Genomic DNA, 13942 nt, shown 5'->3' on the forward strand with positions numbered 1-13942 from the left:
ATGCCGCCTCCCGGATTTGAACTTCCGAAAGACTCGCTGGCGCTCGTCTTTCGACTTCCCGCTCGCTTCGCTCGCAGGAACGGGGACAGCTCGATCTTCAGTCGAGTCCGATGACTTCTCGAGTGAGAATCGCGTAAAATCGGGATGCCGCCTCCCGGATTTGAACCGGGGACAGCTCGATCTTCAGTCGAGTGCTCTCCCAGTCTGAGCTAAGGCGGCGCATCTCTAACTCCGTGCATGGTATAAAAAAGGATTTCGAATCGGATCCAGTGTGTGAATCGACCGTGTAGAATCCTCGTTCGTGAGTAATTCACAGCCGTTAGGAAAACACATCGAGTAGTAACGTCGCATATACGAGCGAGTGTATCGATGATTGCCGCGCGTGTGTTGGATTTTCAGATATTCAAGACACCCTTTTCCGGGCTGGCGAGTAACATCGTGTTATGGAAGCCCTTACCTCGAGTCAGGACGGTACCGAGCTCTCGGCAGACACTATTCTGGAGCTGTTGGCCAACCGCCGACGACGGTACCTCCTCTACGCGCTGCGCGGGCACGAGGACCCGATCGAACTCTCGACGCTCGCCGAACAGGTCGCCGGCTGGGAGCACGACGTGCCACCAGAGGAGGTCGCGAAAAACGAATACAAGAGCGTCTACGTCTCCTCCGTGCAGTGTCACGTGCCGAAGCTGGCCGACGCGGGCGTCGTCGACCACGACGAAGACAACCACACCGTCGTCCTCGGCAGTAATTTCGACCAACTCGAGCCCTACCTCCGGGTCGTCGTCAAAGACGAACCCGAGAACTCGACGCTTCACGCCGCCCTCGAGCGGGAGTCCGGCGACGGCCTGCTGGGGCGCGTCCGGGAGAACGTGGCGCGACTCAAACACTGAGTCGACGCCCGGCGCACAGGACGACGACCGCGACTGATTCGGCTCGAGGGATGGGAGTCGGTCGCGACTGCGGATACTCCCGCGGATTCGGTTTTCGGTAGACCCGGAGCAGACCAGCAGGATTCGCGGCTTCGGTACGCTGAGACGGTTTCCTGTCCGTCAGGTCCGGCGCACCCGCGACCCGGGCGGCGGGTGCGCCGGGACATCCGTACGACAATCCGTATAAAACGGAGCAGGCCGACGTAGCGAGACGGCATTGACGGGTTTCGGGTGCGTCCGAACGAACGGCCACTCGGGCGTCGAGAGAACCGATACCGGAGACCGGGAACGGAGTGTCTGCGCTCGGTGGCACCGTAGCGTCGAATTACTCCCCACCTACGATACCAGTAATAGCCATTTGGAACAATTAGTTACCACCTGAGTGACTGTTTCACTACATCGAATCCTCCAGCAGCGGGTTACCTCGACTGACAGAAGACAGAGAGCACGGTATCCGAGGGTAAACGGACCAGTGAAGCGGATTCGAGCGGCGTAGCGAACGTCGGAACGGACTCCGTACCGATCTGTCGCTGCCAGTATCTTCATGAGAGGGTTCGAAATAGCCTCGCCAATGAGCCGAGCACCGAGCACACTGGATCTCGTCGGGCGCGCCGTCGCAACCGTTCGATCCGACGGACTCGCCAAGGTGATCCGTCGAAGTATCCCGGTAGTCGACCGACGGCGCAAGCGACTCGTTCGACGAGCGCTGGCTCGCGCGGGCGGCGTCTCCGCCGGTCGGCGCTATCTACACCTTCGTCGGCAGGTCAGGCCGGCGACGGTCACCGACGCGGATCCGTTCGTCCGACACTGGATCGATCCGTCGCGGATCGAGCGCCAGGTCCGCGGCGCCTCGAAGCGATGGGGGCGCGTCGAGGACGGCGCGTGGGATCAGGCGACCGTGCCGTTCGACGAGACGCCGGCCTCCGAGAGCGTCGTCGCACACTTCGAACGGGGCGTCCCCTGGACCGACACCGTGGAGTTCGAGGCGTATCTCGAGCGCCTCGAGGCCGGCGAACAGCCGAAGGGCTGTACCACCGTCGAAGAACTCGAGGCACGCTTCGAAGCCTTCGATACGATCTACGAACGGATCGAACGCGACGGCTACCGGTCGCAGCCGGAGCTGTGGAACGAACGGCCGGCGTACCAACGAGAGATCTTCTACAAGTGGGACCGCTCGCTCGATCCGCGACTCGACGAGATCACCGTTAGTATCGGCCGCGACGGCGCGCTGTTACACAGCGACCGCGGCGACCATCGGTTGGCGATCGCGAAACTGCTCGACCTGGAGGCGATTCCCGTGCTGGTGCGACGACGACACGCGCAGTGGCAGTCGGTTCGCGACGAACTGTCGGCGGCAACTGAGCGCGCCGAGCTGACAGAACGGAGTAAACAGCACCTCGAGCATCCCGACGTTCGCGACCTACACGCGTTCGACGCGTCGACGGACGGAACCGGAACGCCTCTCTGAACATCGGACTCGTAGCGCGGTTGGACGGCCAGATACGTCGGTTCCACCCGTTAGCTGGTCAGATCCCGGAGATCCGGATGGTCAACGACGGATGTCGCTCGAGCGCAGCGGTCGCGGTGGCGCATCCACTCGCGGTGGCGAACGAGGACGCCGACCGGCACCGTCTCGAGCCCGAGTAGTTTAGCGATCGCGAGCCGGTGGCGGCCGTTGACGAACAGGAGTTCGCCGTCGCGCCCGATGTCGACGAGGATCTCTTCGGTCACGCCGAGTACGGAGCCGTATCCGAGCGCCCGCTGGGATCGGTAGCCGTTGCGTTCGATCCGCTCGTAGAGTTCGTCGATCCGGTCGCACCGCTCCAGAATGGCTTCCTGACTCGTGAGACTCCGCCACGACGGTTCCCCGTCCTCGGCCAGCTCGAGACACCGCCGAACGAACGGCGTTTCGGGCCACGCGACGCCGTCCTCGAAGCGCATCCGCATGGACTCGAAGAAGACGCTCTCAGAGAAGCGATCGGCCCGGTAGAGCTCGTACCGATGGCGGTAGTCCTCGTCGATGATCGTGACGTCGTCGGTCCGGTCCCAGTCGCCGCCGCGAACCGTGCCGAGCTGCGCTGCCTTCTCGTGATACGGCGGATACGCTCGCCCGGTAAACGACTGCACGTCGCTCGGATCGATCGAACGCGTCGCAAACGGATCCGGGGGGTGATCGAACGGAGCGAAGTCGTCCGCCGTCGTCCGCCGGATGTACGCGTTCTTGACGGCCGTCGGAATCTCGAGCGGGAGTTCGGCGTAAACTCGCTCGAGGGTCCGAAACGGCGCCGACGACTGGTCTGCCAGGGACATATCGAACGACGGGCTAAGGAACGCCAAAAAGTTCCAGAACCGTTCACGGTCGCTAACCGTGGACTACCACTTCTCACTGATAGTCATCAATCGGATAACGTTCCCATAACAATACCGTTCGGTCTTCTCATACGGAGTACGCTCAATGTCTACCGAGGATCTCACCCGCCGCGAAAAGTTACGGGGGCTGTATCTGGTGGCGACCTACCGGCCAGCACTGACGGTTTCGCTCATCCTGTTCAGCGGACTCGTCGCGCTGCTCGAGGGGATCGGCGTGAGCTTCATCGTTCCGATCATCGAGATCGCCCAGGGATCGGCCGAAACAGCGGGCGACGACGAGATGGTCGGCGCCTTCGTGACCGCCTTCGAGACGGCCGGCATTCCGTTCACGCTCGGCTACATCATCCTCGCGGTCGGCGCAATCCTGACGGTCCGGTACGTCGCAGCGTTCGCCGTCGGCTGGATGCGCGTCTGGCTTCGCACGCACTACGTCCGGGACCTCCAGTCGCGTGCGTTCGAGAACGCACTCAACGCCCGCGTCGCCTACTTCGATAAGGAGGGCTCCGACGACGTCCTCAACGCCATCGTTACCCAGGCGGAGTACGCCGGAAAGGTGATCCGGGACTTCGTTCGCTTCTTCGAGCAGGTCCTCTTGATCGGGATGTACCTTGCGATCGCGTTCTATATCTCCCCGCTGATGACAGTCGTCGCCGGCGTCGCGATCGCCGCCATCACGTTCTTCATCCGGAACGTCCTCGAGAGCGGCTACGACGTCGGCGATCAGGTCGCCGACGCGAACGAGGGGATCCAGCAGAACGTTCAAACGGGGACCCAGGGGATCCGCGACGTCAAACTCATCGGGATGACCGACGAGCTTTACGACAAATTCTCGACGCACCTCGATCGCTTCACCAATTCCTCGATCACGCTCGGCCGCAACGAGGCCGCGATCGGCTGTGCGTACAACCTCTCCATCGCGCTGCTCGTCTTCGGATTGATCTACGTCTCGATCACGTTCGCGGACATGTCCCTGGGCGCGCTGGCCGCGTTCCTCTTCATCATGTTCCAGCTCGGTCCGCGCGTTAGCAACGCCAACGAGTACTTCTACAAGGTCGAGGGCCGCCTCCCGCACCTGGTTCGTACCCAGCAGTTCATCGAGGAACTCGAGGCGAGCAGCGACTTCGAGGGCGGCGACCGATCCGTTCCGGAGCCGCCGACGCCGATCGAGTTCGACGACGTTTCCTTCTCCTACGAGGAGGACGAACAGGTCCTCGAGAACGTCTCCTTTACCGTCGACAACGGCGAGTTCGTCGCGTTCGTCGGCCAATCGGGCGAAGGGAAGTCGACGATCGCAGCGCTGCTCGCGCGTCTCTACGAACCCGACGACGGGGCGATCACCGCCGACGGCGTCCCGATCGACGAGTTCGACACCGCCGACTGGCGCGACCGCATCGCGTTCGTCCGCCAGGACCCCTACATCTTCAACAAGACGCTCCTCGAGAACGTCACCGCCGGCAACGACGACGCCACCCGTACGGCGGTCGAGGAGGCCTGCGAGATCGCGCAGGTGACCGAGTTCCTCGACGAACTCCCCGAAGGCTACGACACCGAACTGGGCGACAACGGCGTCCGCCTCTCCGGTGGGCAACGCCAGCGCGTCGCCCTCGCCCGCGCCCTCCTCGAGGACGCCGACATCCTCGTCCTGGACGAGGCGACCAGCGACCTCGACGCCAACATCGAACGCCGCGTCCAGGAGGGCATCGAGGAGATGTCCCAGGAGTACACGATCCTCGCGATCGCCCATCGGCTGTCGACCGTCCGCGAGGCCGACCAGATCTACGCCCTCGAGAACGGAACGATCGCCGAACGCGGCGAACACGGCCAGTTGCTCGAGAAAGAGGGCGCCTACGCGAACCTCTACGCCTCGCAGTGAGCCTGTGAGTCGAGATCCGATACCAGTCGAGCGGGTCTCTATATCGCACCCGGCTGACTCGAGTGGGTCTCGATTCCAGCCCAGCCTGCTTTTCGTGGTGGTTTGACGGTAGAACGTGGGCTCGAGGGGGTGGGCGTGTGGGCCCACTTTCTGCAGCCTCAACGCGCACGAGGAATTGTATCGGTTCGCGGATAGTTGACTGTCAATTGAGCACCACCATCTACGATCACGAATCACTCGAAATACCCAATGAGGACTCTCCTATCGTCAGCCACTTGTTTATCAATTCTGTTGGTGTGCGTGTATGCCAGATTACCGATACACCGAAGTTGTCTTCTGCAAATCTTGCGGCTACGTCTCGTCGCGGGACCCGCAGTTCAAGGGCTTCATGGACCGTATCGACACCGATATCCTCACGGCCGAGTGCGAGGAGTGCGGCGAGGTCAACTGGGGGAAGCGCCACGAGCAGGATGCTCATCTCCGGGATCAGCGCCACCCCTAACCATGACCGACGGCGAAATCACTGAACGGTTCGGGAAACTCGAGCGTCTCTCTGTCTCGAAATCGGAGTGACGGCAGACGAAAGGCGATAGCGATGTCAGGTGAGTTCGCTATCAGCAGTCGTGATAGTCGCGGTCGAATGGGCTCTCGCAGAACGACAATCGGCGACTTCGTCCGAGTCGCCGTGTTATCGCTATGCACAGTCCGTCTGCGGTAACCGTCTCGTCGGTTCTTTTGAAGACAAAACTGTGGGCTCGAGCGGGTTCGAACCGAAATCAGACGTGCTCGCTACGCTGCGCGCGACTGATAGGGTTCGAACCGCCCTCGTTCCACGTACCTGCTGCTCGCGAGTTTGCTCACAGCTAAGCGGAGCGAAGCTCCGCGAGGTCCAAAAGAGCGCTTCGGCTCTTTTGAAGACAGAAATATGGGCTCGGGCGGGTTCGAACCACCGACCTCGGCCTTGTAAAGGCCGCGTCATGACCAGCTAGACCACGAGCCCGCATCCGAACCAAATCCCCGCGTCCGAATAACCTTTACTTTCTCACGCCGCAGGGACGGCCATGGTCGACGACCGCGTCTGGAAGGCACTCCTGACCCTCGCAGCCGTCGGCGCGGTCGTTTTTCTCGTCTTCCAGCTCGGATTCATCACCCCGCCGTGGGCCGAGGACCGCGCCGACGTCCGCGTCGTCGACGGCGACACCGGCGAGGAACTCGCGGTCGTCGACGCCGAAGTCGCCGACACCTACTCCGATCGCTACACCGGGCTGAGCGACCACGACGACCTCCCGGAGGGTGAGGGAATGCTGTTCGTCCACTCGAGCGAGGGCGAGCGAACGTACGTTATGCGCGACATGGACTTCGACATCGACATCGTCTTCGTCGACGCCGACCGCGAGATCACGACCATCGAACACGCCCGCGCGCCCGAACCCGACGAGGACGGAAACGACCTCGAGCATACCGGGCGAGCGCAGTACGTCCTCGAGGTGCCCCGCGGGTACGCCAACGAGACGGGGATGCGCGTCGGCGACGAACTCGAGATCGAGTACCGGTGAGCAGGGCTCTCGCGTATTTCGATACGTAACAACCCTTATTGGCGGCGGACCCGGAATCGAATTCAATGAGTGGGAGCGGCGGCGTCGACTGGGACGACGACGATCCGTTCGAGGAGCAACGGGATCAGGTCGAGAGCCCGATGCGACGGCTGCTTTTCGAGTACGGCCGCCCGTACTGGTTTTCCGTAACGGTCGGACTGATCGCGAGCGTGCTCGCACGCGCGCTGGATTTGCTCCCCGCGCTCCTGTTAGCGGTTGCGATCGACGCGATCTTCGGCGACGCGGCGTTCGCCGAGCAGGTCCCGCTAGTCGTTCTTCCGGAGGCGTGGCTCCCGGCGACGCAAGAAGCGCAGTTCTGGCTCGTGGTCGCCGCCATCGCCGGGTCGTTCGTCCTCGGCGCCGTCTTCCACTGGCTGCGCAACTGGGGGTTCAACGCCTTCTCCCAGGGCGTCCAACACGACGTGCGGACGGCGACCTACGACAAGATGCAGCGCCTGGACATGGAGTTCTTCGCGAACAAGCAGACCGGCGAGATGATGTCCGTCCTCTCGAACGACGTCAACCAACTCGAGCGCTTCCTGAACGAGGGGATGAACTCCGCGACGCGGCTGATCGTGATGGTCGTCGGCATCACGTTCCTGCTGTTCTGGCTGAATCCGCAACTGGCGCTGGTCTCGCTTGCCCCCGTGCCGCTGATCGCGATCTTCACGTACGTCTTCGTCAAGAAGATCCAGCCGAAGTACGCCGCCGTCCGCTCCTCCGTCGGGAAGGTCAACTCCCGCCTCGAGAACAACCTCGGCGGGATCAACGTGATCAAGTCCTCGAACACCGAGCCCTACGAGTCCGACCGCGTCGAGGACGTCTCCCGAAAGTACTACGACACGAACTGGGAGGCCATCTGGCTACGAATCAAATTCTTCCCCACCCTGCAGGTCATCTCGGGAGTCGGGTTCGTCCTCACGTTCCTCGTCGGCGGCTACTGGGTGTTCACGGGCTCGGGCCCCGGACCGTTCACCGGGACGCTCGAGACCGGCGTCTTCGTCGCCTTCATCATGTACACCCAGCAACTCGTCTGGCCGATGGCCCAGTTCGGACAGGTCATCAACATGTATCAGCGAGCGGCGGCCTCGAGCGAGCGCATCTTCGGCCTGATGGACGAGGAGGGGCGCATCGAGCGCGACGAAGAGGCCGAGGACCTCGAGGTTCGAGCCGGTCGCGTCGAGTACGATCACGTCGGCTTCGGTTACGACACGGACGACGACCGGGTCATCGACGACGTCTCCTTCGACGTCGAGGGCGGCGAGACGGTCGCGCTGGTCGGCCCGACGGGCGCCGGCAAGTCGACCGTGCTGAAACTCCTCTTGCGGCTCTACGACGTCGACGAGGGTTCGATCCGGGTCGACGGCCAGGACGTTCGCGAGGTCTCGCTCTCGAGCCTGCGTCGATCGATGGGCTACGTCGGCCAGGAGTCGTTTCTCTTCTACGGCACCGTCGAGGAGAACATCGCCTACGGATCGTTCGACGCCGATCGCGAGGAGATCGTCGCGGCCGCGAAGGCCGCCGAAGCCCACGAGTTCATCCAGAACCTGCCCGACGGCTACGACACGATGGTCGGCGAGCGCGGCGTCAAACTCTCCGGCGGGCAGCGCCAGCGCGTCGCGATCGCCCGCGCGGTGCTCAAAGACCCCGATATCCTCGTCCTGGACGAGGCGACCAGCGACGTCGACACCGAGACGGAGATGCTCATCCAGCGCTCGATCGACGATCTCACCGAGAACCGGACCACGTTCGCCATCGCTCACCGCCTCTCGACGATCAAGGACGCCGACCAGATCCTCGTCCTAGAGGGCGGCGAGATCGTCGAGCGCGGGACCCACGGCGAGTTGCTCGCAAACGACGGCCTCTACGCCCACCTCTGGGGCGTCCAGGCCGGCGAGATCGACGAACTCCCCCAGGAGTTCATCGAGCGCGCCCAGCGCCGACAGGCGCGGACGGAGGTCGACGTCGACGCCGACGACGACGACTGACAAGGGGTCCACAAACCGCGATCACGCGAACAAGAAGAAATCGGTCGCGAGCGGTCAGAACGACTCCTGTCCTTCCTGGTCCTCTTGGTCGGGCGCACCCTCCTCCTGGCGCTGCTCGCCCGCCGCCGGCGGCGTCCGGTCGCTGTAGTTCTTCCGTCCGATGGCCTCGTCGCCGACCATGTTCATGATCGCCTGCTCGACCTCGCCGGAGTCGCGGTACTCGTCTTCGTTCAGCGGCCCGATGAGTTCCTCGAGGGTCGCCGTCTCGCCCTCCATGTCGATCTCTTCGTCGCCGTAGCGCTCGAGGAGTTCGTCCTCGCTCAGCGGGTAGTCCGCGGACTCGAGTTCGTCGCCCAGGTCGCCGAGCTCGACGCCGAGTTGACGGTTGTCGTCGGTCATAGTCGACCTTGACCGAGGCGTCGGAAACCGGTTGGCCCTGCGTTCGCCACTCTCACGTCGACCGCGTCTCGCGACCCGCCCACACCGCCGGAGCGACGACGAGACCCCCGAGGACGGCCGCCGGCGCGACCGCAGCGGGGTCGCTCTCGAGTGCGACGAGCGCGGCGACGAGACCCAGCGCCACGGTCGCGGATTCGGCGTGGTACGACGACCGTCCGGACGACGAGGGCGACGGTGACAATTGTCGCTGGCCGAGCGTCCAGACGACGAGGCCGCCGGCCGCCAGCGCGGCGTACGTGACCGAGCGTCCGCCGGCGCCGCTAACCGCGATCGCGACGACGGCGAGCCCCAGTGCGAGGCCGAAGGCGGTCGTCGTCCGATCGAGCGGCGACCGCTCGAGGAGCCACCAGACGCCGGCGAGGTACGCGACGCCGAGGGCGACGCCAGCGACGACGTCGCCGGGGTAGTGAACGGTCAGGAGAACGCGCGAGAGGCTCACCGAGAGCGCGACGGCGCCGGCGACCGCGAATCGCTGTCGGCGGGAACCGAAGGGGACGACGAGGGCCAGCAGGCCGTAGGCGACGGTCGCGCCGACGGCGTGGCCGCTCGGAAACCCGTACCCGCCGAGCGTTACCGAAGAGACGTAGGCGGACTCGAGTGCGCCCGAGAGCAGGCCGGGCGTGGCGACGACCTGTTCGGGCCGCGGTAACGCGAAGGCGTACTTCAGCGCGGTCATCGCGGCGAGTCCGCCGACGAGCGCGGCGACGATCCAGACGGCCGGCTCGGCCCTTGATTCGCGTGCTTCGCTCGGCGTTGGTGACGTGAGCGCGCGCGTCCGTTCGTCCCGCTGGCGATGCCACGTCACCAGCCACGACCCCACGATCGTGATCGAAATGACGACCCAGACGTCGCCGAGGCGCGTTACGAGCGCGGCCAACAGGAGCAGCCACTCGGGGAGCGAGCCGTGGATCGCCTCGAGGAGATCGCCGCCACGGTACACGATACCACTATTCAATATCGGATCCGGTGTCCGACGGCCTTGCCACTGCAAGGATCTTATCAGGCGTCGCACGACGCCCGGCATCGGGAGTTTCATGGCCGCGCCGCCGAAGTAGTCGGGCATGGACCTCACCGAGGCGACGTGGACGGACGTCAGGGACTGCGAGACGGACCTGGCGGTCGTTCCCGTCGGGAGCACGGAGCAACACGGCCCGCACGCGCCGCTGGGAACGGACGTGCTGGCGGCCGAGACGGTCGCGGACGCGGGCCTCGAGCGCGTCGACCGCGAGGTCGTCCGCGCGCCGGCGATTCCGGTCGGCATCGCCGAGGAACACCGCCAGTTCCCGGGCACGATGTGGGTTTCCGAAGAGACCTTCCGAAGCTACGTTCGCGAGGCCGTCGAAAGCCTCGCGTACCACGGCTTCGACCGAGTCGTCATCGTCAACGGCCACGGCGGGAACGTCGACGCTCTGCGAGAAGTCGGCGCGAGCGTGACCCGAAGCGGCGAGACGTACGCCGTCCCGTTCACGTGGTTCGAAGCCGTCGGCGAGCACACCGCAGAGATGGGCCACGGCGGCCCCCTCGAGACGGCGCTGCTCCGTCACTGCGAACCCGAACTGATCCGCGAAGATCGGATCGAGGAGGCTCGAGAGGGCCGCGCCGAAGGCTGGGGTGACTGGCTGAGCTATACGAACCTGGCCTACGACGCGGCGGAGTTTACGGAAAACGGAGTCGTCGGCGATCCCGCGGCGGGCGACGAACGGCGGGGCGAAGAACTGCTCGAACTCGCGGCGGACGCGCTGGCACGGCTGCTCGAGGCCGTCGCCGAGCGAGACGTCTCGCGGCCCGCGGATCGGTAGGGAGGCGAGACGAGAACGTGAGCGGGCGCGATCTCCGAGCGGTGGGCGGAGCCGCGATTACTCGTCGTCTTCGGCGTCTTCGGCGTCGTCGTCCGCGTCGGCCTCAGCGTCGCCGTCCGCATCTGCAGTTTCCGCTGCCTCTTCCTCGTCGTCTCCATCTTCGTCTTCGGCGGGGCCGGCGCTCTCGAGCGTTCCGCGGAGTCCCGGAATCGTCGAGGTGAGGTCGCCGACCTGCTCGCCGGCCTCGGCGATGTCCGCGATCGCATCCTCGAGGTCGGCGATTTCGTCCTCGAGGTCCTCGGCATCCTCGAAGGCGTCGGCGCGCTGGCCCATCGTGTACCACTTCTTGGCGTCGCGGAGGTGGTCCTCTGCGTCGCCGGCGTCGAGTGCGGTTTTGAGGCCGTTGAGCACGCCGAGAACGTTGTCGGCGTCGGTCTCCCAGATCTCGTTGGCGTCGGGCAGGGCCGCCCATCCGTCCTCGAGGGAGGACTCGACGTCCGCGCGCATCTCGGAGGCCGCTTCGCCGAACAGTTCGTCGTCGTCGCCGAAGGTCGCTTGACTCATGTCACTCTCTTCACCGGGACTGGGTTTAAAAGGTAGCCCGAAAGTGAAAGTGAAAACAGGCGCTGGAACGGCCAGATCACCCGAATAAGCCGGGATGTCGACCGACCGAGCGCCGCGTTCCGCGTGTGCACGGTCCACAGCCCGCACTAGGCGTCGACGCTACCGTCGACTGAGTGCGGCCGTTGTTCCGAGAAGTCCCGCGATCGCGAGGATCGGTCCGAAGCCGGGGATGCCGTCGTCAGCGTCGTCGTCACCGCCCGTATCGTCGCTCGTCGGCGTTCCGTCCGTGCCGGACTCGACGAACAGTTCGTCGGCGGGTTCGTCGGCGAGGTCCCAGGTCGCGACGGTACCGTCCGCAGTGTCGGCGTTCGAATCGGTGATCGTTCCCGGCATCTCGGCCGTTACCGTATACTCGCTGTAGGCTGCCATCGCAGGGACATCGTCCCGTTCGCCGGCGCCCGTCTGGAACTGTTCGTCGAAGCCGATCAGTTCGAGCGTGACGGCGTCGTCGGTCGCGTCGACGGTCATATCCTCGGTCTCGCTCGCATCGATTTCGTCGAAGACGAACGTCATGACGTACGCGTCCTCACGCTCGTCCTCTCGTGCCGTCTCGTAGCCGTCGATACCGTTGTCGTCTTCGACGGTCATCTCGGCCGTCATTTCCGCGAGACTGTCGTATTCGCCGAACTCACCGACCATGCCCATTCCGTCTGCCATCTCGGGAGGCAGTTCCTGTTCGATCTCGAACGTCGCGATCTCGCCGTCTTCGGTCACCGTTACCGTGGCGTCAGCCGTGAGCTCGTGTTCCTGTGCCGTCGCTTCGGTCGGAGACTGGGCCGCCACGGGTGCGACGGCCGCTCCGAGGAGTACTGACGCGACGATCAGGCAAGCGACCGATGCAGTTCGTATCGATGTCCATCTCATGTCTCAGTAGTGGAAACTATGGTTATTTAATACTTTATAGAACTCGTTGGACGGATGAATCGAACACGGATGGACACCACCGCCACCGTTCGGTGTCGTCGACGGGACGAATTCGACTTCCGACGGCGGTTAGGCTTCCGGATTCCGCTTGCGGATCGATTCGACGCGCATCAGTGGATAGCCGTCCTCCATCGCCATTCGCGTCACGACCTCGGCCCCCTCGTAGTCGACGACGATTTCAACCTCGAGGAACCGGCCCGTCAACTCGGTGTAGTCGGCCGCCGAGTCGGCGAGTTCGGCCTCGAGTTCGTCGGTGCGCACGTCGACGGTGACGTCGGAGCAGTGGGGCTGGTTTTCGATCGACGCTTCCATCGCTCGCTCGAGGCTCGCGGCGCTGTCGGGGGAGACCGGCGTACCGGCGAACTGGTGGTAGAGCGTGCCGAACTTGATGCCGGCCTCGAAGCAGGCTTCCTCGGCGATCGTCGGCTCCGCGTCGGTATCGGGGTCGCGTTCGCTGTCGGTCGACATACCAGATTCCTCGCGTGCGTCGGGGAAGGGGGTTCCGGTCGCACATTCGGAGACAGTCGCGACGCTCGAGTCGCATCGCGGCGATGCGGAATCGCATGGTACTTATCGGCGCTTTCCCTTCCACCGAACGAATGGCACAGTCAGTCCTGCTCACGGGGGCTGCGGGGCGGGTCGGAGACGCTATCCTCGGCGGCCTCGCAGCGGAGTACGAGTGGCGATTTCTTGACCGAGACCCGCCGACGGAGGACTACCCGGGGGAGTTCGTCGTCGCGGACATTACCGAGGAGGAGGCCGTCCGCGAGGCGATGGAGGGGATCGACGTCGTGCTCCACCTCGCGGGCGACCCCCGAAAGACCGCGCCCTGGGACAGCGTCCTGACGAACAACATCGACGGCACCCAGACGGTCTACGAGGCCGCCGTCGACGCCGGCGTCGAGAAGGTCGCTTTCGCCTCCTCGAACCACGCCGTCGGCGCCTTCGAGACCGACGAACGAACGCCCGAGATGTACCGCGCCGACGACGACTACCTGCTCGACGGCACGGAACTACCCCGGCCGGGCAACCTCTACGGCGTCTCGAAAGTCACGGGCGAGGCCCTCGGCCGCTACTACCACGACGAGTACGGCATCTCCGTCGTCAACGTTCGCATCGGCAACCTCACCGAGGGCCACCCGCCGATCGACTACGAGCGCGGACAGGCGATGTGGCTCTCCTACCGCGACTGTGCACACCTCTTCGAGCGCTGTATCGAGGCCGACTACGGGTACGAGATCGTCTACGGTATCTCCGACAACGACCGCAAGTACTACTCGATCGAGCGCGCGAAGGAAGCGCTCGGCTACGATCCGCAGGACAACTCCGCGAAACACGACGACTGACCGCACGAACTCGCGGCTGACCGGTTTTCGTCGTC

Annotated in this window: 14 protein-coding genes and 2 tRNA genes; 8 read left to right on the forward strand and 8 right to left on the reverse strand. The window is 64.4% G+C overall.

From position 1 onward, the window contains the following. Positions 1-145 precede the first annotated feature (145 nt). Positions 146-219, reverse strand: a tRNA-Phe gene (locus C493_RS09285). A gap of 224 nt (positions 220-443) precedes the next feature. On the opposite strand from C493_RS09285, the gene C493_RS09290 reads away from it, so the two are divergent. Together C493_RS09290 and C493_RS09295 are read left to right on the forward strand one after the other, a co-directional pair. After that, entirely contained in the window at positions 444-890 is a 447-nt protein-coding gene (locus C493_RS09290; protein WP_007259172.1) for a DUF7344 domain-containing protein, read from the forward strand. 610 nt (positions 891-1500) lie between these two features. Then, positions 1501-2397, forward strand: a complete 897-nt coding sequence (locus tag C493_RS09295; protein WP_007259173.1) for a hypothetical protein — start codon at positions 1501-1503, stop codon at positions 2395-2397. Positions 2398-2447: 50 nt separating this feature from the next. On the opposite strand, the gene C493_RS09300 is transcribed toward C493_RS09295, so the two are convergent. Then, positions 2448-3239: a ParB N-terminal domain-containing protein gene (locus tag C493_RS09300; protein ID WP_007259174.1), complete on the reverse strand. Its 792-nt coding sequence runs from the start codon at positions 3237-3239 to the stop codon at positions 2448-2450. A 145-nt stretch (positions 3240-3384) separates the two neighbouring features. Here C493_RS09300 and C493_RS09305 point away from each other — a divergent pair, with 145 nt between their 5' ends. Both C493_RS09305 and C493_RS09310 read left to right on the forward strand, forming a co-directional pair. Beyond that, on the forward strand, positions 3385-5172 hold the full coding sequence (locus C493_RS09305; protein WP_049889261.1) for an ABC transporter ATP-binding protein: 1788 nt from the start codon (positions 3385-3387) through the stop codon (positions 5170-5172). 304 nt (positions 5173-5476) lie between these two features. After that, positions 5477-5674: a hypothetical protein gene (locus tag C493_RS09310; RefSeq protein WP_007259176.1), complete on the forward strand. Its 198-nt coding sequence runs from the start codon at positions 5477-5479 to the stop codon at positions 5672-5674. A gap of 424 nt (positions 5675-6098) precedes the next feature. Here C493_RS09310 and C493_RS09315 read toward each other — a convergent pair. After that, a tRNA-Val gene (locus C493_RS09315) sits at positions 6099-6172 on the reverse strand. Positions 6173-6233: 61 nt separating this feature from the next. Between C493_RS09315 and C493_RS09320 the strand changes: the two genes are divergently transcribed. Next, positions 6234-6728, forward strand: a complete 495-nt coding sequence (locus tag C493_RS09320; RefSeq protein WP_007259177.1) for a DUF192 domain-containing protein — start codon at positions 6234-6236, stop codon at positions 6726-6728. A 65-nt stretch (positions 6729-6793) separates the two neighbouring features. Continuing rightward, positions 6794-8755 carry an ABC transporter ATP-binding protein gene (locus C493_RS09325; protein WP_007259178.1) on the forward strand — a complete coding sequence of 654 codons (1962 nt, stop codon included), beginning with the start codon at positions 6794-6796 and terminating at the stop codon, positions 8753-8755. Positions 8756-8809: 54 nt separating this feature from the next. Here the strand turns inward: C493_RS09325 and C493_RS09330 are convergent, their stop codons facing one another. Next, positions 8810-9154: a DUF5789 family protein gene (locus tag C493_RS09330; RefSeq protein ID WP_007259179.1), complete on the reverse strand. Its 345-nt coding sequence runs from the start codon at positions 9152-9154 to the stop codon at positions 8810-8812. Between the two features lie 52 nt (positions 9155-9206). Then, positions 9207-10154, reverse strand: coding sequence for a phosphatase PAP2 family protein (locus C493_RS09335; protein ID WP_007259180.1), 948 nt, complete (start codon positions 10152-10154; stop codon positions 9207-9209). 121 nt (positions 10155-10275) lie between these two features. On the opposite strand from C493_RS09335, the gene C493_RS09340 reads away from it, so the two are divergent. Next, positions 10276-11013: a creatininase family protein gene (locus tag C493_RS09340; RefSeq protein WP_007259181.1), complete on the forward strand. Its 738-nt coding sequence runs from the start codon at positions 10276-10278 to the stop codon at positions 11011-11013. Between the two features lie 57 nt (positions 11014-11070). Here C493_RS09340 and C493_RS09345 read toward each other — a convergent pair whose 3' ends face one another. From C493_RS09345 to C493_RS09355, 3 genes are all read right to left on the reverse strand, one after another. Further along, positions 11071-11577, reverse strand: a complete 507-nt coding sequence (locus C493_RS09345) for a DUF5790 family protein (protein ID WP_007259182.1) — start codon at positions 11575-11577, stop codon at positions 11071-11073. 159 nt (positions 11578-11736) lie between these two features. After that, positions 11737-12501 carry a PGF-CTERM sorting domain-containing protein gene (locus C493_RS09350; RefSeq protein ID WP_152421131.1) on the reverse strand — a complete coding sequence of 255 codons (765 nt, stop codon included), beginning with the start codon at positions 12499-12501 and terminating at the stop codon, positions 11737-11739. 129 nt (positions 12502-12630) lie between these two features. Next, on the reverse strand, positions 12631-13029 hold the full coding sequence (locus C493_RS09355) for a dihydroneopterin aldolase family protein (RefSeq protein ID WP_007259184.1): 399 nt from the start codon (positions 13027-13029) through the stop codon (positions 12631-12633). 131 nt (positions 13030-13160) lie between these two features. Between C493_RS09355 and azf the strand changes: the two genes are divergently transcribed. Further along, the gene (azf, locus tag C493_RS09360) at positions 13161-13907 is read left to right on the forward strand and encodes an NAD-dependent glucose-6-phosphate dehydrogenase Azf (protein WP_007259185.1); all 747 of its coding nucleotides are present in this window, start codon (positions 13161-13163) and stop codon (positions 13905-13907) included. The last annotated feature ends 35 nt before the right edge of the window (positions 13908-13942 follow it).

It is taken from the genome of Natronolimnohabitans innermongolicus JCM 12255, from assembly GCF_000337215.1.
Classification (GTDB): domain Archaea; phylum Halobacteriota; class Halobacteria; order Halobacteriales; family Natrialbaceae; genus Natronolimnohabitans; species Natronolimnohabitans innermongolicus.